The sequence below is a fragment of the Campylobacter fetus subsp. fetus genome (assembly GCF_900475935.1).
In the GTDB taxonomy this organism is placed as follows: Bacteria; Campylobacterota; Campylobacteria; order Campylobacterales; family Campylobacteraceae; genus Campylobacter; species Campylobacter fetus.
Genome location: NZ_LS483431.1, coordinates 285,444 through 306,779 on the forward strand (window position 1 = coordinate 285,444; position 21,336 = coordinate 306,779).

At 34.6% G+C, this 21,336-nt stretch carries 20 protein-coding genes and 2 pseudogenes; 19 read left to right on the forward strand and 3 right to left on the reverse strand.

The features are described 5' to 3' along the window. The 9 genes and pseudogenes from DQN38_RS01590 to cetZ all read left to right on the forward strand — a co-directional run. On the forward strand, nt 1-1,038 hold the full coding sequence (locus DQN38_RS01590) for a rod shape-determining protein (RefSeq protein WP_002848440.1): 1,038 nt from the start codon (nt 1-3) through the stop codon (nt 1,036-1,038). Further along, nucleotides 1,028-1,780, forward strand: a complete 753-nt coding sequence (gene mreC, locus DQN38_RS01595) for a rod shape-determining protein MreC (RefSeq protein WP_010399641.1) — start codon at nt 1,028-1,030, stop codon at nt 1,778-1,780. The genes DQN38_RS01590 and mreC overlap by 11 nt, the downstream gene beginning before the upstream one ends. Continuing rightward, on the forward strand, nt 1,780-5,034 hold the full coding sequence (gene carB, locus DQN38_RS01600; RefSeq protein WP_065843690.1) for a carbamoyl-phosphate synthase large subunit: 3,255 nt from the start codon (nt 1,780-1,782) through the stop codon (nt 5,032-5,034). Before mreC ends, carB begins: the two co-directional genes overlap by 1 nt. Further along, nucleotides 5,031-5,849: a type II restriction endonuclease gene (locus tag DQN38_RS01605; RefSeq protein WP_111738143.1), complete on the forward strand. Its 819-nt coding sequence runs from the start codon at nt 5,031-5,033 to the stop codon at nt 5,847-5,849. Before carB ends, DQN38_RS01605 begins: the two co-directional genes overlap by 4 nt. Continuing rightward, nucleotides 5,842-6,666 carry a DNA-methyltransferase gene (locus tag DQN38_RS01610; protein WP_038452812.1) on the forward strand — a complete coding sequence of 275 codons (825 nt, stop codon included), beginning with the start codon at nt 5,842-5,844 and terminating at the stop codon, nt 6,664-6,666. The genes DQN38_RS01605 and DQN38_RS01610 overlap by 8 nt, the downstream gene beginning before the upstream one ends. A gap of 23 nt (nt 6,667-6,689) precedes the next feature. Beyond that, nucleotides 6,690-7,529: a beta/alpha barrel domain-containing protein gene (locus DQN38_RS01615; RefSeq protein WP_002848443.1), complete on the forward strand. Its 840-nt coding sequence runs from the start codon at nt 6,690-6,692 to the stop codon at nt 7,527-7,529. Beyond that, the gene (locus DQN38_RS01620) at nt 7,526-7,948 is read left to right on the forward strand and encodes a Sua5/YciO/YrdC/YwlC family protein (protein ID WP_065843691.1); all 423 of its coding nucleotides are present in this window, start codon (nt 7,526-7,528) and stop codon (nt 7,946-7,948) included. Before DQN38_RS01615 ends, DQN38_RS01620 begins: the two co-directional genes overlap by 4 nt. A gap of 101 nt (nt 7,949-8,049) precedes the next feature. Continuing rightward, nucleotides 8,050-8,436: pseudogene (locus tag DQN38_RS09230) on the forward strand (PAS domain-containing protein); the annotation flags it as partial. 105 nt (nt 8,437-8,541) lie between these two features. After that, nucleotides 8,542-8,970, forward strand: a pseudogene (gene cetZ, locus DQN38_RS09235) (energy taxis response protein CetZ); the annotation flags it as partial. A 26-nt stretch (nt 8,971-8,996) separates the two neighbouring features. On the opposite strand, the gene DQN38_RS01630 reads toward cetZ, so the two are convergent. The 3 genes from DQN38_RS01630 to surE are packed head-to-tail and all read right to left on the reverse strand — an operon-like array spanning nt 8,997 to nt 11,294. Beyond that, entirely contained in the window at nt 8,997-9,881 is an 885-nt protein-coding gene (locus tag DQN38_RS01630; protein WP_002848445.1) for a nuclease-related domain-containing protein, read from the reverse strand. Beyond that, a complete protein-coding gene (locus DQN38_RS01635; protein WP_002848446.1) occupies nt 9,874-10,521 on the reverse strand; it encodes a ThiF family adenylyltransferase in 648 nt (215 codons plus the stop codon). Before DQN38_RS01635 ends, DQN38_RS01630 begins: the two co-directional genes overlap by 8 nt. Before the next feature lie 2 nt (nt 10,522-10,523). Next, complete coding sequence (surE, locus tag DQN38_RS01640) at nt 10,524-11,294, reverse strand: 5'/3'-nucleotidase SurE (protein WP_065843693.1); 771 nt, start codon at nt 11,292-11,294, stop codon at nt 10,524-10,526. Nucleotides 11,295-11,372: 78 nt separating this feature from the next. Here surE and lpxB point away from each other — a divergent pair, with 78 nt between their 5' ends. From lpxB to DQN38_RS01690, 10 genes are read left to right on the forward strand one after another with little or no spacing between them, the layout of a single operon-like run. Next, complete coding sequence (lpxB, locus tag DQN38_RS01645) at nt 11,373-12,404, forward strand: lipid-A-disaccharide synthase (protein WP_065843694.1); 1,032 nt, start codon at nt 11,373-11,375, stop codon at nt 12,402-12,404. Nucleotides 12,405-12,440: 36 nt separating this feature from the next. After that, on the forward strand, nt 12,441-12,926 hold the full coding sequence (greA, locus tag DQN38_RS01650; RefSeq protein WP_002848449.1) for a transcription elongation factor GreA: 486 nt from the start codon (nt 12,441-12,443) through the stop codon (nt 12,924-12,926). 8 nt (nt 12,927-12,934) lie between these two features. Continuing rightward, nucleotides 12,935-13,963 (forward strand): N-acetyl-gamma-glutamyl-phosphate reductase, encoded by a 1,029-nt coding sequence (gene argC / locus DQN38_RS01655; RefSeq protein WP_065843695.1) that lies wholly within the window; start codon nt 12,935-12,937, stop codon nt 13,961-13,963. Further along, nucleotides 13,960-14,679 carry a UDP-2,3-diacylglucosamine diphosphatase gene (locus DQN38_RS01660; RefSeq protein ID WP_065843696.1) on the forward strand — a complete coding sequence of 240 codons (720 nt, stop codon included), beginning with the start codon at nt 13,960-13,962 and terminating at the stop codon, nt 14,677-14,679. The genes argC and DQN38_RS01660 overlap by 4 nt, the downstream gene beginning before the upstream one ends. Next, on the forward strand, nt 14,672-15,628 hold the full coding sequence (locus tag DQN38_RS01665; protein WP_002848452.1) for a chemotaxis protein: 957 nt from the start codon (nt 14,672-14,674) through the stop codon (nt 15,626-15,628). Before DQN38_RS01660 ends, DQN38_RS01665 begins: the two co-directional genes overlap by 8 nt. Nucleotides 15,629-15,638: 10 nt before the next feature. Further along, complete coding sequence (locus DQN38_RS01670; RefSeq protein WP_065843697.1) at nt 15,639-17,966, forward strand: hybrid sensor histidine kinase/response regulator; 2,328 nt, start codon at nt 15,639-15,641, stop codon at nt 17,964-17,966. Between the two features lie 9 nt (nt 17,967-17,975). Next, nucleotides 17,976-18,473, forward strand: a complete 498-nt coding sequence (locus DQN38_RS01675; protein ID WP_002848456.1) for a chemotaxis protein CheW — start codon at nt 17,976-17,978, stop codon at nt 18,471-18,473. Between the two features lie 8 nt (nt 18,474-18,481). Beyond that, nucleotides 18,482-19,105 (forward strand): phosphoserine phosphatase SerB, encoded by a 624-nt coding sequence (gene serB, locus DQN38_RS01680; RefSeq protein WP_011731778.1) that lies wholly within the window; start codon nt 18,482-18,484, stop codon nt 19,103-19,105. Between the two features lie 12 nt (nt 19,106-19,117). Next, a complete protein-coding gene (locus DQN38_RS01685) occupies nt 19,118-20,113 on the forward strand; it encodes a transaldolase (RefSeq protein ID WP_065843698.1) in 996 nt (331 codons plus the stop codon). Nucleotides 20,114-20,122: 9 nt separating this feature from the next. After that, a complete protein-coding gene (locus DQN38_RS01690; protein ID WP_065843699.1) occupies nt 20,123-21,316 on the forward strand; it encodes a type IV pilus twitching motility protein PilT in 1,194 nt (397 codons plus the stop codon). Nucleotides 21,317-21,336 lie beyond the last annotated feature (20 nt).

A 21,336-nucleotide genomic window follows, 5' to 3' on the forward strand; every position in this document is an offset into this window, starting at 1 on the left:
ATGATATTAGATCAGATTATTGGATTTTTTTCAAGCGATATGGGGATAGATCTTGGTACGGCAAACACGCTAGTTTTAGTCAAAGATAAAGGTATTGTTATAAATGAGCCGAGTGTGGTAGCAGTCCAAAGAGAAAAGTATGGAAAGCAAAAAATATTAGCTGTAGGTCATGATGCTAAAGAGATGGTCGGTAAAACTCCGGGCGATATAGAAGCCATCCGCCCTATGAGAGACGGCGTGATAGCTGATTTTGATATGACTGAAAAGATGATAAGGTATTTTATAGAAAAAACTCATAGAAGAAAAAGCTTTTTGCGTCCTCGTATAATTATATCCGTGCCTTACGGTTTAACTCAAGTAGAAAGAAAAGCGGTTCGTGAAAGTGCTTTGAGCGCAGGAGCAAGAGAGGTATTTTTGATAGAAGAACCTATGGCTGCTGCAATAGGAGCAAATTTACCTATAAGAGAGCCGCAAGGAAGTTTAGTAGTTGATATCGGCGGCGGAACTACCGAGATAGGGGTTGTATCTTTAGGGGGTTTGGTTATAAGTAAAAGTATCCGCACGGCCGGCGATAAGATAGATTCTAGTATAGTAAATTACATAAAAGAAAAGTATAATCTTTTAATCGGTGAAAGAACCGGAGAAGAGATAAAAATAAAAGTCGGTTCGGCAACTCAGCTTCCAAAAGAGCTTTCTATCGTTGTAAAAGGAAGAGATCAAGTAGGCGGACTTTTAAGCAGAGTTGAACTAACGAGCGAAGATGTTAGAGAGGCTATGAGAGAGCCATTAAAAGAGATAGCCGATGCTTTAAAAACAGTTTTAGAAATGATGCCGCCTGATCTAGCCGGAGATATAGTTGAGCGCGGAGTTGTGCTAACTGGCGGTGGAGCGCTTATTCGTGGTCTGGATAGATATCTAGCCGATATCGTAAAACTTCCGGTTTATGTAGCAGATGAACCGCTTTTAGCAGTGGCTAAAGGAACCGGAAAAGCATTAGAGGAGATAGGCTTACTTCAGCAGCTTATGAATGAAGAATAAAATTAAATTTATTTTAACAATCGGTTGTTTAACTTTTGTGTCATTTTATTTTAGCGACTATGCAAGAAGATTTTTTGTAGATTCTACTAGTTCAAGTATAGGCTTTTATCAAAATTTCACAGGGTTTTTAAAAGACAAGATAACAGAGCATTTTAGGCAAGCTGAAGAGATCAGAGCTTTAAGAGCTCAAAATTTAGAGTTAGAGCGTTCAGCTGCTCTACTTTCAGCGTTTGCTTATGAGCTAAATAATATTTTAAGTGACAAAAACTCAACTATCTATGCTCCGGAAGTAAAATTAGTAAGTGCGCTATCATATGTAAATATGGGCGATTATAATAAAGTATGGTTGGATTTTAAAGAGTTCAATGAAGATAAAATTTATGGTCTTATATATAAAGGTAGGAGTGCCGGGATAGTAGTAAATAAAGATAGAAAACCTTTAGGGCTTTTGCAGACCGATCCCGAGTCTATGTTTTCGGTATTTATAGGGGAAAATAAAATTTCAGGCATCGCAAAAGGAAATAATAAAAATATAGTTATAAAATACATTTCGCAGTGGTTAAATCCAAAAGTAGGAGATGAAGTTTATACAAGCGGGCTTGACGGTATATTTTTTGGCGGAATACCCGTTGGTAAAATAGTTGAGATAAAAGAGCAAGATCTGTATAAAAGTGCAATAGTTGAGCCTGACAATAAAATAGAGGTTCCATCATATCTGTATGTAGTGACAAAGGAAAATTAATGCCAAAAAGAGAAGATGTTAAGACAATTTTACTTATAGGAAGCGGTCCTATAGTTATCGGTCAGGCGTGTGAATTTGACTATAGCGGAACTCAAGCAGCTAAAACGTTAAAAGAACTAGGCTATAGAGTCGTACTTATAAACTCAAATCCGGCTACTATAATGACCGATCCTGATTTTGCGGACGCTACTTATATAGAACCGATAACCAAAGAAAGTATAAGTCGTATAATAAAAAAAGAGAACGTAGATGCTATACTTCCTACTATGGGTGGTCAAGTAGCGCTAAATGTAGCTATGGAGCTTCATGAAGCAAGTATGCTTGGAAACGTCAAATTTCTAGGTGCGAATCCGGCTGCAATCAAAAAAGGCGAAGATAGAGTCGCATTTAAAGAAGCTATGTTAAAGATAGGTATGGATCTTCCAAAATCAATGTACGCTTACAATATGGAAGAGGCTATGGTCGCAGCCGGCGATATCGGATTTCCGCTTATCATAAGAGCTAGTTATACCCTTGGAGGCGCCGGAAGCGGCGTAGCTTATAATATAGACGAATTTAGAGATCTAGCCGAAGCAGGGATTGATGCAAGTCCTATAAATGAGATTTTGATAGAAGAGAGTTTGCTTGGCTGGAAAGAGTTTGAGATGGAAGTTATCAGAGACAAAAACGATAACTGTATAATAGTCTGTTCTATAGAGAACTTTGATCCGATGGGCGTACATACCGGAGATAGTATCACGGTAGCTCCGGCTTTGACTCTTACGGATAAAGAGTATCAGCATATGAGGGACGCCAGTTTTAAAATTTTACGAGAAATCGGTGTAGATACGGGCGGAAGCAATGTTCAGTTTGCTATAAATCCAAAAAACGGCAGAATGACCGTGATCGAGATGAATCCGCGCGTTAGTAGAAGCTCCGCTCTTGCGTCAAAAGCTACTGGATATCCGATAGCCAAAGTCGCTACTATGCTTGCAGTTGGATTTACTCTTGATGAGATAAAAAACGATATAACAGGTACTCCTGCTAGCTTTGAGCCTGTGATTGACTATATAGTTACTAAAATTCCTAGATTTACATTTGAAAAATTCCCTGGCTCAAACCCGTATTTAGGCACGGCTATGAAAAGTGTGGGCGAAGTAATGGCGATAGGAACTAGCTTTAAAGAGAGCATCCAAAAAGCGCTTTGTTCTTTAGAAAAAGATTACGCCGGATTTAATTTTTTAAGCTTGGATGAGGAAAAGCTCATTTTCGGTCTTAGAAATGCGCATGAAAAAAGAATTCTTTACGTTGCTCAAGCTTTTAGAAATGGTAAAAGTGTAGATGAAGTTTATGAGCTCACCAAAATTGATCCGTGGTTTTTAAATCAAATTTATGAGATAACCGAATTTGAAAAAAGCGTTGACATGGATATTTTGAATAACAAAGATCTTCTAAGAAAAGCTAAAACTTGGGGCTTTAGTGATAAAATGCTTGCTCAGCTTATAAATGAAAAAGACAACCTCGAGCTTAGTCAAAACGATATATATTACGCTAGAATAAAACATAAAATCAACTTAGAGTACAGAGAAGTAGATACTTGTGGAGGAGAGTTTAAAGCTCTTACTCCGTATCTTTATAGCAGTACGAATATCACTCCAAATTTACCGAATTTAAAAGTAGAAAATAAAAATAAAAAAGTTCTTATCATCGGCGGCGGTCCAAATCGAATAGGTCAGGGTATAGAGTTTGACTACTGCTGTGTGCATGCGAGCTATGCTTTGCGCGATCTTGGCGTTACTACGATAATGTATAACTGTAATCCAGAAACCGTCTCGACCGATTATGATACTAGTGATATTTTGTATTTCGAACCGATTGATTTTGAGCATTTAAGAGCCGTGATAGAAGCAGAACAACCAGATGGCATTATAGTGCATTTTGGTGGTCAAACTCCACTTAAATTTTCAAAGCGACTTACTATGATAGGCGCTAAGATAATCGGAACTAGCGCTAGGGTTATCGACGTTGCAGAAGATAGAAAGAAATTTAGCGAGTTTATAAGCAAAATCGGTGTAAAACAGCCGCAAAACGATACCGCAACTAGCGAATCAGAAGCCGTGCAAAAAGCCGCTGTTATAGGATATCCGGTTCTTGTTCGTCCTAGCTATGTTTTAGGCGGACGCGCTATGAGAAGAGTACATAGCGAAAGTGAACTCAAAGAATATATGAGCGAAGCCGTAAAAGTTAGCAATCACTCTCCGGTGCTTTTGGATAAATTTTTACAAGACGCTACCGAGCTAGATGTTGATGCTATAAGTGATGGTAAAAATGTTTATATCGGCGCTATTATGGAGCATATAGAAGAAGCGGGAATTCATAGCGGTGATAGTGCGAGTATACTTCCGCCTCAAAATTTAAGTAAAGAGATTATAAATCAAGTTGAAATTTGCACTAAAGATATCGCTTTGAATTTGGGCGTAGTCGGGCTTATGAATATACAATTTGCAGTGTATCAAAATGAGCTTTATATTATCGAAGTCAATCCGCGTGCAAGTCGTACGGTACCGTTTGTAAGCAAAGCTACAGGCATTCCTATGGCAAAGGTTGCAACTAGAGTTATGTGGCAAGGGAATCTTCCCGAAGCTCTTAAATTCTATGATCAGTTTGATGTTGTGACAAAAAACAGCAGCGTATATAAACCAAATATTAAAAATATAGTTTGCGTAAAAGAGAGCGTATTTCCGTTTAATAAACTAAGTGGAGCCGATCTGATCTTAGGTCCCGAGATGAAGAGTACCGGCGAAGTTATGGGCATTAGCGATAGTTTTGCAAAGAGTTTTGTTAAGTCTCAGATCGCAGCAAAAAATAGTCTTCCAAGCAGCGGAAAAGTATTTATCAGTTTAGCTGACGCCGATAAACAAAGAGGAATAGAGCTTGCAAAAGAGTTTGTTACTCTTGGTTTTGTAGTTCTAGCAACTGGTGGAACGTATAAATTCTTAAAAGACGCAGCAATAGAGTGCGAAATGGTCTATAAGATAAGCGAAGGTCGTCCAAATATAGAAGATAAATTGAAAAACGGCGAAGTCAGCTTAGCGGTAAATACGAGCGATAATAAATCAAGCTCAAGCGACGCACATAAAATTCGCCAAGCCGTGCTTAGATTTAAGATTCCGTATTTTACAAATATGAACGCAGCTTTAGTCGCAGCTAAATCCATAAGTGCAAACGAAGCAGCTTTGGAAGTAAAAAGCTTGCAAGAGTATCTAGAAAAATGATAAATAGTACAAATTTTACGGACTTTATGGATTCATTGCAAACGACAAATGAGAATTTGTCGTATTTTTGTGATTTTCAAAAGTGCAGCGATAATGTCCGAAAAATTGAAATTAAATTAAACACACTAAATTTTTTATTGAATAAACCAGATTTAAAAACTGCTATTGATACTCTCTTTAATGAAAATAAAGAGTGTTTTAGTATATTAAATTTATTGATTGCTGTTAGAAATAAAAATAGAAATATTTTAGATATGGATGGAAATTTAATATCATTAGATAGTTATTTTGAAAATTCACAAAAAATATATGATTTTTTTGTTCAAACTGGACTTATCGAAATTTTCACTGGTGGTAAAATAACAAATTTATGCGATTATGTGTTTGGTGTAGAGGTTGGATTGGATACAAATGCTCGTAAAAATCGTAGCGGAACAGTTATGGAGATATTAGTAGCTAATATTTTTCAAAATAATCAAATAGAATTTGGCAAACAAGTAAAAACCGATAATTTAGACATAAATTTAGGCGTAGATATTAAAAAATTTGATTTTATTATAAGAAATCAAAATATTACATATTTAATAGAAACAAATTTTTATAATAGTGCCGGTTCTAAATTAAATGAGGTTGCTAGGGCTTATATAGAATTATCACAGAAAATATCTAGACAAAATGGATTTAAGTTTATTTGGATTACAGATGGACAAGGATGGTTTGAAGCAAAAAATAAACTTCAAGAAGCATATAATAGTGTAGAAATTTATAATTTATCAAATTTAAGTGATTTTATAAATAAGGTACAAAATGTCTAATTTTATGAGTAAAGATAAGAAATTCAATCTTTATCAAGGTGATTGTTTTGAAATTTTACCTAAATTTAAATCCAAATTTGATCTTATTTTTGCAGATCCTCCTTATTTTTTGTCAAATGACGGATTAAGTATTCAAAACGGGCAAATAGTAAGCGTAAATAAAGGCGAATGGGATAAAGGCTCAAATATAGATGAAATAGATGATTTTAATCTAAAATGGCTAAAATTAGCAAAAAATTCGCTAACTGACAATGGTTGTATAATGATCAGCGGAACATATCATAATATATTTTCTATTGGTCGGGCTTTGCAAAAATTAGACTATAAAATTCTAAATATCATTACTTGGCAAAAGACAAATCCGCCACCAAATTTTAGTTGTCGCTATCTTACTCACTCAACAGAGCAAATTATTTGGGCTAGAAAAAGTGAGAAATATAAGCATATCTTTAACTATGAAATTATGAAAAAACTAAACGATAACAAACAAATGAAAGATGTTTGGAGTTTTTCTGCTATTGCTCCATGGGAGAAGGCTTGTAAAAAACATCCTACTCAAAAACCGCTTGCCTTGTTGGTTCGTTTGATTTTGATGGCAACTAATGAAGATAGCTTGATTTGCGATCCGTTTAGCGGTTCTAGCACAACAGGAATTGCGGCAAATTTGCTAGATAGAAAATTTATTGGAATTGAAAAAGAAGATGAATTTATAAAAATATCAATGAAGAGAAAAGAAGAGCTGGGCGAAAAAATGGAACTTTTTAAAAATAAAATTGCGGATTTAAGATTTTTAAATAAAAGTATTTTAATAAATTAAATTTTTAATAAGTGATGTATAAAATGATTAAATTTAGTAATTCGGAGCTAGAAGAACTTGTAAAAAGCGATATTCCCTTTAACGATCTTACCACCGAGCTTATGGAAGTTCAAGCAAAAGCTAAACTTTGCATAATTACTAGAGAAGATATCACGCTTAGTTGTTTAGACGCGGTGAGTCAAATTTGCAAGGTAAGAGAGCTTGAGTTTTATTCGAATTTTAAAAACTCTATGCAAGCTAGAAGCGGCACTCAAATTTTAAGCGTGATCGGAGATTTTAACACTCTTCACGCTACATATAAAACTATTCAAAATTTACTTGAGTATGCTTGTGGTATCGCAACTAGCGCAAATTTGATGTTAAAAAGCGTAAGAGAAATTAGTCAAAACTGTGAAATTTTAGTTACTAGAAAAGTTTTTCCGTTTGCAAAAAAACTCTGCTTAAAAGCGGCGCTTGAAGGTGGAGCAAAAGTGCATAGACTGGGGCTTAGCGACACTGTTTTGTTTTTTGAAAATCATACAAATGCTTATATAAATTTAGATGAGTTTTTATCTGATATCTCTAAATTTAAAAATAGACTTTGCGAGAGAAAAATCATCGTCGAAGCTAGTGATTTAGAATTTGCAAAAGCTGCTTTAAAAGCCGGAAGCGACGGTGTTCAGTGTGATAAAATGAGCGTGGACGAAGTTCAAAACTTAGTAGAGTTTAAAAACGCGAATTTCCCGAATTCTATCATTTTAGCTGCTGGGGGTATAAATGAGTCAAACGCCGCGCAGTACACAAAAACAGGCATAAACGCCATAGTAACAAGTGCAGTTTATAAAGGCGTTGCAAATTTAGGAGCTAGAATAACTCTTTTATGATTTATTTAGCACAAACCGATACGACGGCCGGATTTTTAAGCCAAAACTTAGAAGAGTTAAATAAGCTTAAAAATCGTCCATTAGATCAGCCTTGTCTTATTTGCGTAAGTAAATTTGAAATGTTGAAAAACTTTACTCGCGTGCCGTGTAAATTCAAAAATCTTGTACGAAGAGCTAAGAAAACTACGTTCATATATCCAAACACGAAAGCAATAAGAGTTATAAAAGATCATCCTCATTCAAAATTTCTTGATGAGCTTGGTTGGGCGTATTCAAGTAGTGCAAATATCCATGGACAAAAATTTGATTTACAATATGCTAAGAGTAGTTGTGATGTCATGGTAGGTGAAGTTTTTAGTGAAACTAAGCCATCTAATATATATAAATTATCTAAATGTTCTATAAAAAAAATTAGATAATATTATAATATAATTATTTTTTTATTGTAATTTTATTATTTTTACTTCATTATTATTTTGCAATCTTACTATTTATGAAAATTAACTAGAAAGGGTAGAAGATGTTTGGAAAAAGCAAACAAATTCAACAAACAGATACACACTGTACGGAGTTGCAAGATATATTAAGAGCCATTAAACATACGATGGCTGTTATAGAATTTTCAACAGAGGGAATTATAATCGACGCAAACGAAAACTTCTTGCGTACGATGGGTTATACTTTGGACGAGATTAAAGACAAGCATCATAGTATGCTTTGTGATTCTAACTTTTCTAACTCTAAAGAATATGTGGGATTTTGGACTAAATTAAGAAACGGAGAGTTCCAATCTGGAAAATACGTCAGATATGGTAAGGGTGGAAAAGTCGTATATTTAGAAGCTAGTTATAATCCTGTTAGAAATGAAGATGGAAAGATATATAAAGTAATTAAATTTGCTACTGATATAAGCGAACAAGTAATCAAAGATCAAGAAAAATTAAAACTAATTAGTGATTTGGCAGATAAAAATGATAATCTTACTCAAGATGGAGATAGAGTTATAGAAAATACAGTGTCAAACGTACAAAATATAGCAGATATGATGTCTCAAAGTAGTACTTTAGTAGCGTCGCTTAATCAACAATCAGATGAAATCAAATCTATCATTCAAACAATTAGCGATATCGCGGATCAGACAAATTTATTAGCGTTAAATGCGGCTATAGAAGCTGCAAGAGCCGGAGACCACGGACGCGGATTTGCTGTTGTTGCCGATGAAGTCAGAAGTTTGGCCGAAAGAACAGAACACTCTGTAAGCGAGATATCAACTACTATTAGTTCTATTAGAGATGTTACTTCACAAGTGGTTCAAAGTATAAAAGATGGATTAGAAGATGTAAATCAAAGCGTCGAATTAGCTAAAGAGGCTAAAGATTGTATGCAAAAAATCAGAGCAAGTTCGGCAGAAGTGGCTAACGCAATGTCTCAAGGAGTTTAAAGAACCTTTTTAGGTTCTTTAAATATTTAAGAAATATCGTCTTTGACTATTTTTTCTATTATTCCAAATTTAATTAATCCGACTCTATTTTTTCCTGCTTGTAAAAATGCTACGCTATCATTCGGTTTTACTTTAAATATTTTAGATTTTATTTTCAGCTTTTTTCGTCTTCCAAATAGTGAATTTATAAAACTTATAGGCTTTTTTCTATTCCAATTTAATTCGTGATTTACTCTAAAATGTTTTGGAAGTCTTGTTTTTTTACCGTTTATCACGAAGTATCTGATGCTTCCAGTAAGTACGCTTCCTCCATAGAGATGCAGTCTAGACCAGACCGTGAGCGAACTTAGAATTTCTACTAATTTTTGACTATTTGGATCGGGTTTTTTAAATTTAAAAAACCTATCTCGTCTATTTAAACTATGTAAAAACTCCCTACTTTTTTTGATATATATATTGTTTTTAAATCCAGAATCAAACTTTAAATTCGAACTCATAAAAACAACTTGCGGATATATCTCATAGCCGCTTAAATCAAAGCCTGAAGATCTTAGATGATTTACAAAAAACGTTGTATTTCTAAGTAATTTTTTAAGCGGATTTGAATGATTTATAATTTTTTGCTTATTTATTTGTATCCATTCATCATTTTCATTTATACTTACTGTTCCAGACCAGTTTTTTATCTCTATAAGATATATTTTTTTGCCATCAAGTATGATGAAATCTATCTCGTGCAGACTTGCTAAACAATCTTTTATTCTTTTATTTTTAAATACGCATATTCTTTTTATTTTGCTTAGTTCTATCGCAAATTCGCTCTCAGCCAAGCTTCCAGCTACGCTGCTTAAATCAGGTGTCGTTTTTGTAGGATTTGCTAGAAGCTTAAAGTTTTGCCAAAAATTAAGCATGAGTTATCTTTTGTACGCAAAGACTAGCTAAATTTAATCCAAAACTCGCAGTTACGCCTATAAAACTTCCAAGATCTTTGCAATTTGGCATTTCGGTAGAAAAAACAACTTTGTAGTCGTTTTTAAATCCGGCTTTTTTTAGCTCGTATCTTATTTTTCTAGCAAACGGATCATTTGTTGTTTTCCAAATACTCGCTACTTGTATTCTTGTAGGGTCGAGTCTTTTTGCTCCTCCCATTGAGCTAAGCAGTTTTTTATGACATTTTTTTGCTATTTCTACTTTGGCTGGAACATCATCTATGCAGTCTATAACAACATCAAATTTAGAAAAATCGAATTCCTCTACAATCTCTTTTGTAAGTTTTAAATTCAACCCTAAAATACCTGGATATAGCCTAGTAAATACGTCCGCTTTTAGCTCTCCTACAAACTGGCTTCCTATTTGGCGGTTTTGATTTGTTATATCAAATTTATCGCAGTCTATAACTGTTAAATTTACTACTCCGCTTCTATACAGCGCGTCTATACATACCCCGCCTACACCGCCACAGCCGCACACAAGAACTTTTGCTTTGCTTAATTTTTCAAAATTATCTCCAAAGAGCCATCTTGCTCTTGTAAATCTATCATTAATCTGCATTATTATATCCAACTCTTTAGTCTATTTATACTATGATGAGCGGTCATATCAAGCTTTATGGGAGTTAGTGACGCGTATCCGTCAAAAGTAACGGCTAAATCACATTCGTTATCATTTTCTTTAAGGTAATGTATATTCGGCGTTCCTAACCAGTAATACTCTAACCCTCTTGGATTTCTATGAAGTTCGGCGTTTGTGTTGTACGCCTGATGACCTGCTGGGACTATTTTTAGCCCTTTGTACTCATTTTTTGGAACTGCTGGAATATTTAAATTTAAAAACTCTCTGCCACTTAGCGGGAAACCATTTTCAAATATGTTTTTTACTATATCAGCACTGATCTCACAAGCTAAATCAAAACCGTATTTATCTATGCTATCGTTTTTATATAAAAGAGATATCGCCATAGACGCCACGCCTTGCAAAGTACCTTCCATAGCGCCTCCGCAAGTTCCTGAATACGTGATATCTTCGCCTAAATTTGCGCCGTGATTTATACCACTTATTATAAGATCTGGTTTTTTGTGTTTATACATAGTTTCAAGCGCAAGATATATGCAGTCGCTCGGCGTTGCGTCATCAAGCTTAAAAAAACCGTCATCAAGCTGGATAAATCTGAGTGGGCGAGTTAATGTTATAGAGTGTGCGCAAGCTGATTTTTCACTGCTTGGAGCGACTACCGTTACTTTTGCGATGTCTTTTAAAGCGTTTCTTAAAGCTCTAATTCCTAAAGCTTCAAAACCGTCATCGTTTGTTATTAAAATTTCTTTCAAATTTGACCCCTTTGCATTAATTTTATCCGAACTTTTTAAATTTTTGATATAATGAAATAAAAAGATAGGATGCCTTTTATGAAAATTTTAGTTTCTTGCCTTGAAGCTTCAGCAAATTTACATTTAGAAGAGGTTTTAAAATATCTTGGCGATACTGAAATTTGCGGAATTTTCGATAAAAAATTCGGTGAATCGCTTTATGATAGTAAAGAGTTTTCAGCTATGGGGTTTGTAGAGATTTTACCATTGATTTTTAAGGCTAAAAAAGCTTTAAAACAGATGGTTAAACTTGCTAAAAACTGCGATAAAGTTTTATTGATCGATAGCCCTGCGTTTAACCTACCTTTAGCAAAAGCCATAAAAGAAGCTGGGCTAAAATGCAAGGTAACTTACTACATACTTCCTCAAGTCTGGGCGTGGAAAAGAGGACGCGCGGCTAAAGTAGAAAAATACTGCGATAATTTAGCTTCTATCTTGCCTTTTGATGCTTCGTTTTATTCGCGCTCATATTATGTAGGTCATCCTTTGCTTGATGAGATAAAAGTACAAAAAAAAGAGCTTTTAAATAGCGGAGTTATAGCATTTTTACCCGGCTCAAGAAAGTCTGAGATAACTAGACTTATGCCTATATACAAAGAGGTTGCGTCAAGCCTAAACAATAAAAAGCTTCTAGTAGTACCACTGAATTTAAAGAATGATATAGATGAAATTTATGGAGACGTGAGCGAATTCCAAATAATTTTTGACACTCACGCAGCTCTTTTACAAAGCGAATTTGCCTTTGTTTGTTCGGGAACCGCTACTCTTGAAGCGGCTCTTATAGGAACTCCGTTTGTGCTTTGTTATAAAGCAAAATCGATTGATATATGGATTGCTAGAAAACTCGTAAAACTAAAACACGTCGGCCTTGCAAATATAATGTTCGATTTTATGGATAAAGAAGCACTAAATGTCGAGTTGATCCAAGAGCAAGTTAGCAAAAAAGCTTTACTTGATGAGTATAAAAATTGTGATAGAAGTAAGTTTTTAGGAGCTTGTGGTGAGCTTAGAAGCTATTTAAAACACGGAAGCGCTAAAATAGTCGCTGATATGGTTTTAAGCCAAAATTAGATAAAATCATTAAAAAATGGGTTCAAAGGAGACAAAATGACAGAGCCGATGACGCTATATGGTTATGAAAAATTATCATCTGAGTTAAAGGATCTAAAACTCGTCCAAAGACCAGCCATCGTTGAAGAGATCGATATCGCAAGAAGCCATGGAGATCTAAAAGAGAACGCCGAGTATCACGCCGCAAGAGAGAAGCAGGCTTTCATAGAAAACCGCATAGCCGAGCTTAGCGATATATTAAGCAGAGCAAAGGTGATAAACCCGAGCGAATACGAACACGACAGAGTAAAATTTGGATCTACTATCACCATAATGGACGTTGATACCGAGTTAGAAACGACTTATACTATAGTAGGAATCAGCGAAAGCAATCTTGAAAGGGGTCTTATAAGTATCAATACGCCTCTTGCAAAACAGTTAATCGGTAAAAGTGAGGGCGATAATGTAACTTTAAGCTTACCAAATGGAATAAGCGAGATAGAGATAGTTTCGGTATGCTATAAACCGATCAAATTTGATTAAGGTTGAAGATGAAAATAAGCGTCGGCATAATAGGAATCAGTGGATATACCGGACTTGAATTAGTAAAGCTTTTGATAAATCATCCAAATTTTGAGCTAGTTTATGCAGGAGCAACTAGCCAAAATGAGCTTGAAGATCTGTTTCCAAGTCTTAAAAACGTGCTAAATTTAAAAGTCGAAGTCGCAGATACAAATGAAGTAAAAAAGCGTTGTAAACTTGTATTTTTAGCACTTCCGCATACTGAAGGTATGAAGATAGTAAAAGAGCTAAAAGGCTCAGACGTAAAGATAGTTGATCTTTCTGCTGATTACCGCGTGAGCTTAGAAAATTATGAAAAAAATTACTGTCCGCATTTGGATAAAAGCGGGTTAAAAGAAGCCGTTTATGGACTAGTAGAGATAAATAGGGACTTGATAAAAACCGCAAATTTGATAGCAAATCCGGGATGCTATCCGACTTGTTCGCTTTTAGCTTTACTACCGTTTGTAGATATGCTAGAGCCTAAATTTGGTGTAATGATAGACGCAAAAAGTGGTCTTAGCGGTGCTGGAAAAGGTCTAAAATCCACTAGCCATTTTGTAAGCGTAAATGAAAATGTAAATGCTTATAGTCCTCTTACTCATAGGCACAGTGATGAGATAAAAGAGCATCTAAACAAAAACCTCAAAAACGGGTTAAAAGATGATATCGAAATAATGTTCGTGCCGCATTTAGTGCCTCTTACTCGCGGAATGTTAGTGAGTAGTTTTTTGCTTCTTAAAGATGAGTTTAAAGATATTGATCCACTACAAATTTTAAGAGATTTTTATAAAAATGAGAAGTTTATCCGCATTCGTACCGAACCAGTTAATACGAAATTTGTAAGCGGAACGCATTTTTGCGATATTTTTGCGATAAATAAAAACGGTAAACTCTGGATAAACTCAAGTATCGACAATCTTCTTCGCGGCGCTTCTAGTCAAGCTTTGGCAAATGCAAATTTGATGTTTGGGTTTGATGAGAGTTTAGGACTTCCTTTTGTCGGCAATTCTATATGAAAGAAATTTTAGACGGCGCACTATTTATCGCGGACGCTCACGATAATGCAAATAAAAAAAGCTTTTTAAATTTCCTAAAGGCTTTGAAAAGTGGAGCTATTCTGGCTCCGCCGCAGCTTTTTATAATGGGAGATATGTTTGATTTTCTTGCTAATACTACGTATTCACAACTATTTTATTCTGAGCAAATAGAGCTTTTAAATGAGCTTGGTAAAGATATTGATATATATTATTTTGAAGGCAATCACGATTTTAATCTAAAAAATATATTTCCAAATTTAAAAGTATTTGACATCTACTCTCAGCCGCAAATTTTTAATGCAAACGGTGAAAAAATAAGTCTTGCTCACGGCGATATATTTTTAAAACCGTTTGAAACTTTTGTTTTAAGATCTCTTAGAAATAAGATTTTTTTATGGTTGATGGATAAAATAGATGGATTTTTTAAATTTAAAATCTCAAAATCAATTTTAAAAGCACAAGAAAATAAGAATCTAAATTATAAAATTATTGATTTTACTTTTGTGATAGGCGCTAAAATTCATAATTATCAAACCTCAAAAATCATCGAAGGTCACTATCACCAAGGTGTAAATTTAAAGATTGAAGATAAAATTTATATTAATTTACCTTGTTTTGCGTATGAACAAAGGTATTTTATAGTAGAATACGACCATGAAATAAAATTTCAAATCGTAAGGAGCCCAAATGTTTGATGATAATATTCTTAAAACGGGTTCGAATGAGATGGAACTTGTTGATTTTCGTATATTTAAGCAAGGCAAAGATAAGGTCTATGAAGGTATTTATGGAGTGAATGTTGCTAAGGTTAAAGAGATTATCAAAATGCCAAATCTTACCGAACTTCCAGGTGTGCCAGATTATATCGAGGGGATTTTTGATCTACGTGGAGTAGTTATCCCTGTTATAAATCTAGCCAAATGGATGAATATAGCAGAACCAAGAGATAACATATTAAAGCCGCGCGTTATAATAGCAGAGTTTAGTGATATTTTTATAGGTTTTATTGTTCATGAAGCAAAAAGAATTCGTCGTATAAGCTGGAAAGATATAGAACCGGCAAATTTTGCAGGTGGTGCAGGAAGCGGAACGCTTGATAAGTCAAAAATAACAGGCGTAACTAGAATCGAAAATGACGAAGTTCTTTTGATTTTGGATTTAGAAAGCATAGTTGAAGAGCTCGGAATTTATCAGCCAAAAATTGAGATGGAAATCGATGAAATGAGACAATTAAGCGGTATCGCTCTTGTGTTAGATGATAGCTTAACTGCTAGACGTCTAGTTGGAGACGCTCTTGCTAAGATGGGTCTTAGAGTAGTTGAAGCAAAAGACGGATCTGAAGGAATCGAGAAAATGAATGATCTTTATTCGCTTTATAAAGATGATTTAGATCAGAATTTAAAAGTCATCATAAGCGATATAGAGATGCCTCAGATGGACGGTTTTCACTTTGCAGCCAGCTTAAAAGAAGATAAAAGATTTGCAAATATTCCTATTATCTTTAACTCTTCGCTTAGCAATGAGTTTAGCGAGATTCATGGAAAAGAGGCTGGAGCTGATGGGTATTTGACCAAATTTAATGCTACACAGCTTTACAAAGAGGTCATTAAAGTTATTGATGCTCATAAAAAATATATTAGTTAAGAGGTGATTTATGGATGATATGCAAGAAATACTTGAAGACTTTTTAGTCGAAGCTTTTGAGCTTATTGAACAGATTGATCACGATCTTGTAGAGCTTGAAGCAAACCCTGAGGATTTAGAGCTTTTAAACAGAATTTTCCGTGTAGCTCATACGGTTAAAGGAAGTTCATCATTTTTAAATTTTGATATTTTAACAAAACTTACTCATCATATGGAAGATGTTTTAAATAAAGCTCGCCACGGTGATTTGAAAATAACTCCTGATATAATGGATGTTGTTTTAGAATCTGTTGATATGATGAAAGCTCTTTTAAGAAGTATAAGAGATAACGGTAGCGATACTAGCGCAGGAATAAGCATAGATGATATTTGTATTAGACTTACTGCTATAAGTGAAGGCGAAGCACCGCAATCTAGCCAACAAGAAACAAATGATGCTCCAAAACAAGAGTCTAAAGAAGAAGCCAATACTAACGAGCCTAAAGAAGAAGAGCAAGTAGATGAATCGGCTAATGATGTTGATGTAAATAGTTTAAGTGAAGCTGAAGTGGAAGCTGAGATAGAAAGGCTTCTAAAAGTTAGAAAAGCAGAAGATCAAGCCAGAAAAGAGCAGAGAAAAAATGAGCATCATGAAGATCCAAAACCTGAACCTGCTCCAAGCAAACCGGCTGCTTCTGAGACAAAAAACGCTCCGGCTCAATCAAGCGGTTCAGCTATAGAGCAGACTATTCGCGTTGAAGTAAAAAGACTTGACAATCTTATGAACCTCATAGGCGAGTTGGTTTTAGGCAAAAACAGACTTCTTAAAATTTATGATGACGTAGAAGAGAGATACGAGGGAGAGAAATTCCTAGAAGAGCTAAATCAGGTAGTTTCGGCTTTAAGTCTTGTTACGACTGATATTCAATTAGCTGTTATGAAAACAAGAATGCTCCCTATAGCAAAAGTATTTAATAAATTTCCAAGAATGGTAAGAGATCTTAGCCGTGAGCTAGGTAAGCAAATAGATTTAGAAATTAGTGGTGAAGAAACTGAGCTTGATAAATCTATTGTTGAAGAGATAGGAGATCCTTTAGTTCATATTATCAGAAACTCTTGCGACCACGGAATCGAAGATCCAAAAGATAGAGCTCAAGCAGGAAAGCCAGAAAAAGGCGTTATCCAGTTAAAAGCTTATAACGAGGGCAATCACATTGTAGTTGAGATAGTAGATGATGGTAAGGGAATCGATCCTTTATCAGTAAAAATGAAAGCTGTCGAGCGCGGTATCATCACAGATAGAGAAGCGGACGCAATGAGTGATAAAGAGGCATTTGCTTTAATATTTAAACCTGGATTTTCACTTGCAAAACAAGTTACAAACGTAAGTGGTCGCGGTGTCGGAATGGATGTTGTAAAAACAAATATCGAAAAACTAAACGGTATAATTGATATAGATAGCGAGGTAGGTAAAGGTACTATTATGAAGCTCAAAATACCTTTAACTCTTGCTATTATCCAGTCTTTACTTGTAGGATCACAAGAAGAGTATTACGCTATACCTTTGGCTAGCGTTAAAGAGACCGTTAGAGTTCCAGTGGATAATATCTACACCATAGAAGGTAAAAACGTTCTTAGACTAAGAGATGAAGTTTTAAGTCTCGTTAGACTTAGTGATCTGTTTGGTGTCAAACAGGTATTTGAAAGTGGTGATCAGACGTATGTGGTAGTTATAAACGTGGCTGAAAGCAAGCTCGGTATCATAGTAGATAATCTAATAGGACAAGAAGAGATCGTTATTAAATCTCTTGGTAACTATTTGCAAAATATACGAGGAATTGCCGGCGGAACGATCAGAGGAGACGGAAAAGTTACTCTGATAGTTGATGTGGGAATGATTATGGATATGGCAAAAGAGCTTAAGATAGATATCAGAGCCAGTATAGAATCTAGCATCAAAGCCGTTTCAAAAGATAAACCAAGCGATTATAAGGTTTTAATTGTTGATGACTCGAAAATGGATAGAACAATTATGCAAAAATCACTTGAACCTATAGGCGTAACGGTTATAGAAGCAACAAACGGTGTTGAGGCTCTAAATATAATAAAATCAGGCGATCATGTTATAGACGCTGTACTGATAGATATAGAGATGCCGCGAATGGATGGATATACTCTAGCTGGTGAGATTAGAAAGTATTCAAAATATAGGAATTTACCTCTTATCGCAGTTACGAGTAGAACTAGTAAAAGCGACCGTTTAAGAGGTGTTGAGGTTGGTATGACTGAGTATATAACAAAACCTTACTCTCCAGAGTACCTTGAAAATGTTGTTAGAAAAAACATTAAGCTCATGTAAGGAAGTAAAATGAACGATAAATTAGGTCAAGTTTTACAAAAACAGAAGCAACAAATATCTGAGCCTACTGCAAAAGACAGAGATGAAATAGAGCAGCTGGTTGGATTTATAGTTGGTGAAGAGGAATTTGCTATTCCGATTTTATATATCAAAGAGATTATAAAACCGATAGAATATACTAGAGTTCCTAGTGTTCCGGATTATGTTTTAGGTGTTTTTAATCTAAGAGGAAATGTTATACCTCTTATAGATTTAAGGATTAAATTCAATCTAAATCCATCTAAAATGACGGCAAATACTCGCTATATCGTTATGAAAGATGATGATAATATAGCAGGATTTGTTATCGACAGGCTTACTGAGGCTATTAGGATTAACAAAGATAGGATCGATCAGCCACCTGAGACTTTAGCAAAAGATAAAGGCATGATTCAAGGAATCGGCAAAAGAGATAACAACATACTTACGATACTAAAAGTTGAAGCACTTTTAAAACGTGATTTTTAAGGGTTGATATGATAAAACTTTGTGTTTTTGACTTTGACTCTACTTTAATGGATGGTGAGACTATCACCATCCTTTCAAGTGCTGTTGGAAAAGATAAAGAGGTTAGCGATATTACAAAAAGAGCTATGGCCGGAGAGCTTGATTTTTATGAAAGTCTAGTAAAAAGAGTAAAATTTATAGAAGGATTAAAACTTCAAGATGCTATAAAAATAACTTCAAATTTACCGTTTATAGACGGTGCTGGCGAAATTATCTCATATTTAAAAGCAAAAGATATCAAAACTATAGTATTTAGCGGCGGATTTCATATAGCAACTGATGCTGCTCAAGCTAAGCTTAAATTTGATATAAATTTTGCAAACGAACTTCATCATAAAAATAGTATTTTAACAGGATCTGTCGGCGGAGAAATGATGTTTGGAGACTCAAAAGGAAAGATGCTTGCACGTCTAAAAAGTTTTTTAAATTTAAAAGATGATGAGATAGTTTGCGTTGGAGATGGCGCAAATGATGTTTCTATGTTTAAAGAAGCAGGTATGGGCATAGCGTTTTGTGCAAATGAGATCTTGAAAAAAGCCGCAACTCATATAGTAGATACAAAAGATTTAAGAGAATTAAAACAAATTTTATAAGGTGGTTATATTATGTATAGGGATATCAAATTTTCACTTTGGTGTGATTTTTTGGAGAGAGATTTTATAAATGGCGAGTTTTTAAATTTAATAGAAAATTCGGTTATAAACGGCGCTACGAGCAATCCGTCTATATTTAAATCTGCTATTTGTTCATCTTGTGCTTACGCACTTTTAAAAGATGAATACAAAAGAAAAAGACCAAAAGAGTTATACGAAATTTTAGCTACGACAGATATAAAAATGGCTGCAAATAAACTTCTAAAAAATTATGCAAATGATGATGACGGTTTTGTTAGCTTAGAAGTCGATCCAAATTTATATGATGATAGCGAAGGCACTTATAAAGAGGGAAAAAGACTATTTAATATTATCAAAATGCCAAACGTAATGATAAAAGTCCCTGCCACTGATAGCGGATATGAAGCTATGAGTGATCTTATGAAAAAGGGAATTAACGTAAATGCTACTCTTGTATTTTCGATCTCTCAAGTAAAAGAGTGCTTAGAAGCTTTTAGTGAAGGAAGCAGAGCTTATGCTAAAAGGTTTCCAGGAACTCCGCTTCCAAAAGGCGTTATTAGTATCTTTGTGAGTCGTTTTGATAGGCTGCTTGATAAGAGTCTTAAAAACGCCGGACTAGAGACTTCTAAGTTTGGAATTTACAATGCTACAAAAGCTTATAAAATAATAGAACAACAAGATAATAAAAATATAAGAGCTTTATTTGCCAGTACCGGAGTAAAAGGTGATGAGTTGCCGGCGGACTACTATATAAAAGAGCTTTTATATAAAAATAGTATAAATACCGCTCCTCTTAACACTATAAAAGAGTTTATCAAAGATATGAGTGAGCCAAAATCTCCGCTTGAATGCAGCATTATAGACGAGTACTTTGATAGGACTAAGAAGGCTGATATAAACTATGAAAAAAGTTGTAAAATACTTTTAGAAGATGGTTTAAAAGCATTTTGTGAGGCGTTTGACGATATTTTAACAAGCTTAAAATAAAGTAAAATGATGACTTATGACGTAAATATCGATCAGCTTGACTTTAAGCTAAGAGACGAGTTAAATACATATTTATTAGAGCTTATAAACTCTTCAGGAAGTGACCTACACGTAAAGGCTGAAGGTATCATAAGAAAACGCGTAAAAGGTGAGATAGTTCCTATATCCAATAGACGCGTTTTAAGCTCAAAAGAGGCGATTACCCTTGCAAAAGAGCTTTTAAGAGGTAGATTTAATGAGCTGGTTGAGAAAAAAAGCGTGGATTTTACCTATAAATTTAATGATGATTATAGATTCCGTGTAAATACATTTTTTCAGATGGATGGCGTAAGTTTTGTGTTTCGTACTATTCCTACAAAACTTCCTACATTTTATGAGTTAGGGCTTCCAAATGCGGTTGAGCATATGTGTAAAGAGATTTATAGAGGTATAATTCTAGTAACAGGACCTACTGGAAGCGGTAAAACTACAACTCTTGCTAGTATGATAAATTACATAAATAAAAATAGAAAATCACATATCATAACTATAGAAGATCCTATAGAGTTCGTGTATAAAGATGAAAATTGTATTATCAACCAAAGAAGTATCGGTCAAGATACTACAAATTTTGCAGATGCTCTTAGAGGTGCTTTGAGAGAGGATCCAGATATTATATTGGTCGGAGAGATGAGAGATCTTGAAACTATAGAAATAGCTATGCACGCAGCTGAAACCGGACACCTTGTTTTATCTACTTTGCATACTGTAGATGCTAAAGATACCATCGGTAGAATAATTAGTATGTTTCCCGGAAATGAACAAAATCGTATAAAATTAAGTTTAGCTTCTGTATTAAAAGGTATTATTAGTCAAAGGCTTTGTAAAAGAGCCGATGGAAGCGGTAGGGTGGCTGCTCTTGAGATAATGCTTGCAACTCCTAGAATAAAAAATTTAATTTTGGAAAACAGAGCATCTGATATGATATATGACGCCATAGCAGAAAGTTCTGCAAATAGCGGTATGCAGACGTTTGATACGCATTTGTTGAAACTTTTTATAGACGGTATAATCACAAAAGAAGAAGCTTTAGAAATTTCAAGTAGAAGAAATGATCTAGAAATTCGTATAAAAGCTGCTGAACTTGAATCTAGTTTTAAAGCAACGCAAAACAAAGATAGTAGAACAATCGACGATTTGATAGCGTTGAAAGATATCGGCTAAGCTTAAATTTAACAGTTTCT

What these genes read in the sequence shown, in the direction of transcription:
- DQN38_RS01590 (WP_002848440.1), top strand. Translation starts at nt 1, where the DNA reads ATGATATTAGATCAGATTATTGGATTTTTTTCAAGCGATATGGGGATA.
- mreC (WP_010399641.1), top strand. Translation starts at nt 1,028, where the DNA reads ATGAAGAATAAAATTAAATTTATTTTAACAATCGGTTGTTTAACTTTT.
- carB (WP_065843690.1), top strand. Translation starts at nt 1,780, where the DNA reads ATGCCAAAAAGAGAAGATGTTAAGACAATTTTACTTATAGGAAGCGGT.
- DQN38_RS01605 (WP_111738143.1), top strand. Translation starts at nt 5,031, where the DNA reads ATGATAAATAGTACAAATTTTACGGACTTTATGGATTCATTGCAAACG.
- DQN38_RS01610 (WP_038452812.1), top strand. Translation starts at nt 5,842, where the DNA reads ATGTCTAATTTTATGAGTAAAGATAAGAAATTCAATCTTTATCAAGGT.
- DQN38_RS01615 (WP_002848443.1), top strand. Translation starts at nt 6,690, where the DNA reads ATGATTAAATTTAGTAATTCGGAGCTAGAAGAACTTGTAAAAAGCGAT.
- DQN38_RS01620 (WP_065843691.1), top strand. Translation starts at nt 7,526, where the DNA reads ATGATTTATTTAGCACAAACCGATACGACGGCCGGATTTTTAAGCCAA.
- DQN38_RS01630 (WP_002848445.1), bottom strand. Translation starts at nt 9,881, where the DNA reads ATGCTTAATTTTTGGCAAAACTTTAAGCTTCTAGCAAATCCTACAAAA.
- DQN38_RS01635 (WP_002848446.1), bottom strand. Translation starts at nt 10,521, where the DNA reads ATGCAGATTAATGATAGATTTACAAGAGCAAGATGGCTCTTTGGAGAT.
- lpxB (WP_065843694.1), top strand. Translation starts at nt 11,373, where the DNA reads ATGAAAATTTTAGTTTCTTGCCTTGAAGCTTCAGCAAATTTACATTTA.
- greA (WP_002848449.1), top strand. Translation starts at nt 12,441, where the DNA reads ATGACAGAGCCGATGACGCTATATGGTTATGAAAAATTATCATCTGAG.
- argC (WP_065843695.1), top strand. Translation starts at nt 12,935, where the DNA reads ATGAAAATAAGCGTCGGCATAATAGGAATCAGTGGATATACCGGACTT.
- DQN38_RS01660 (WP_065843696.1), top strand. Translation starts at nt 13,960, where the DNA reads ATGAAAGAAATTTTAGACGGCGCACTATTTATCGCGGACGCTCACGAT.
- DQN38_RS01665 (WP_002848452.1), top strand. Translation starts at nt 14,672, where the DNA reads ATGTTTGATGATAATATTCTTAAAACGGGTTCGAATGAGATGGAACTT.
- DQN38_RS01670 (WP_065843697.1), top strand. Translation starts at nt 15,639, where the DNA reads ATGGATGATATGCAAGAAATACTTGAAGACTTTTTAGTCGAAGCTTTT.
- DQN38_RS01675 (WP_002848456.1), top strand. Translation starts at nt 17,976, where the DNA reads ATGAACGATAAATTAGGTCAAGTTTTACAAAAACAGAAGCAACAAATA.
- serB (WP_011731778.1), top strand. Translation starts at nt 18,482, where the DNA reads ATGATAAAACTTTGTGTTTTTGACTTTGACTCTACTTTAATGGATGGT.
- DQN38_RS01685 (WP_065843698.1), top strand. Translation starts at nt 19,118, where the DNA reads ATGTATAGGGATATCAAATTTTCACTTTGGTGTGATTTTTTGGAGAGA.
- DQN38_RS01690 (WP_065843699.1), top strand. Translation starts at nt 20,123, where the DNA reads ATGACTTATGACGTAAATATCGATCAGCTTGACTTTAAGCTAAGAGAC.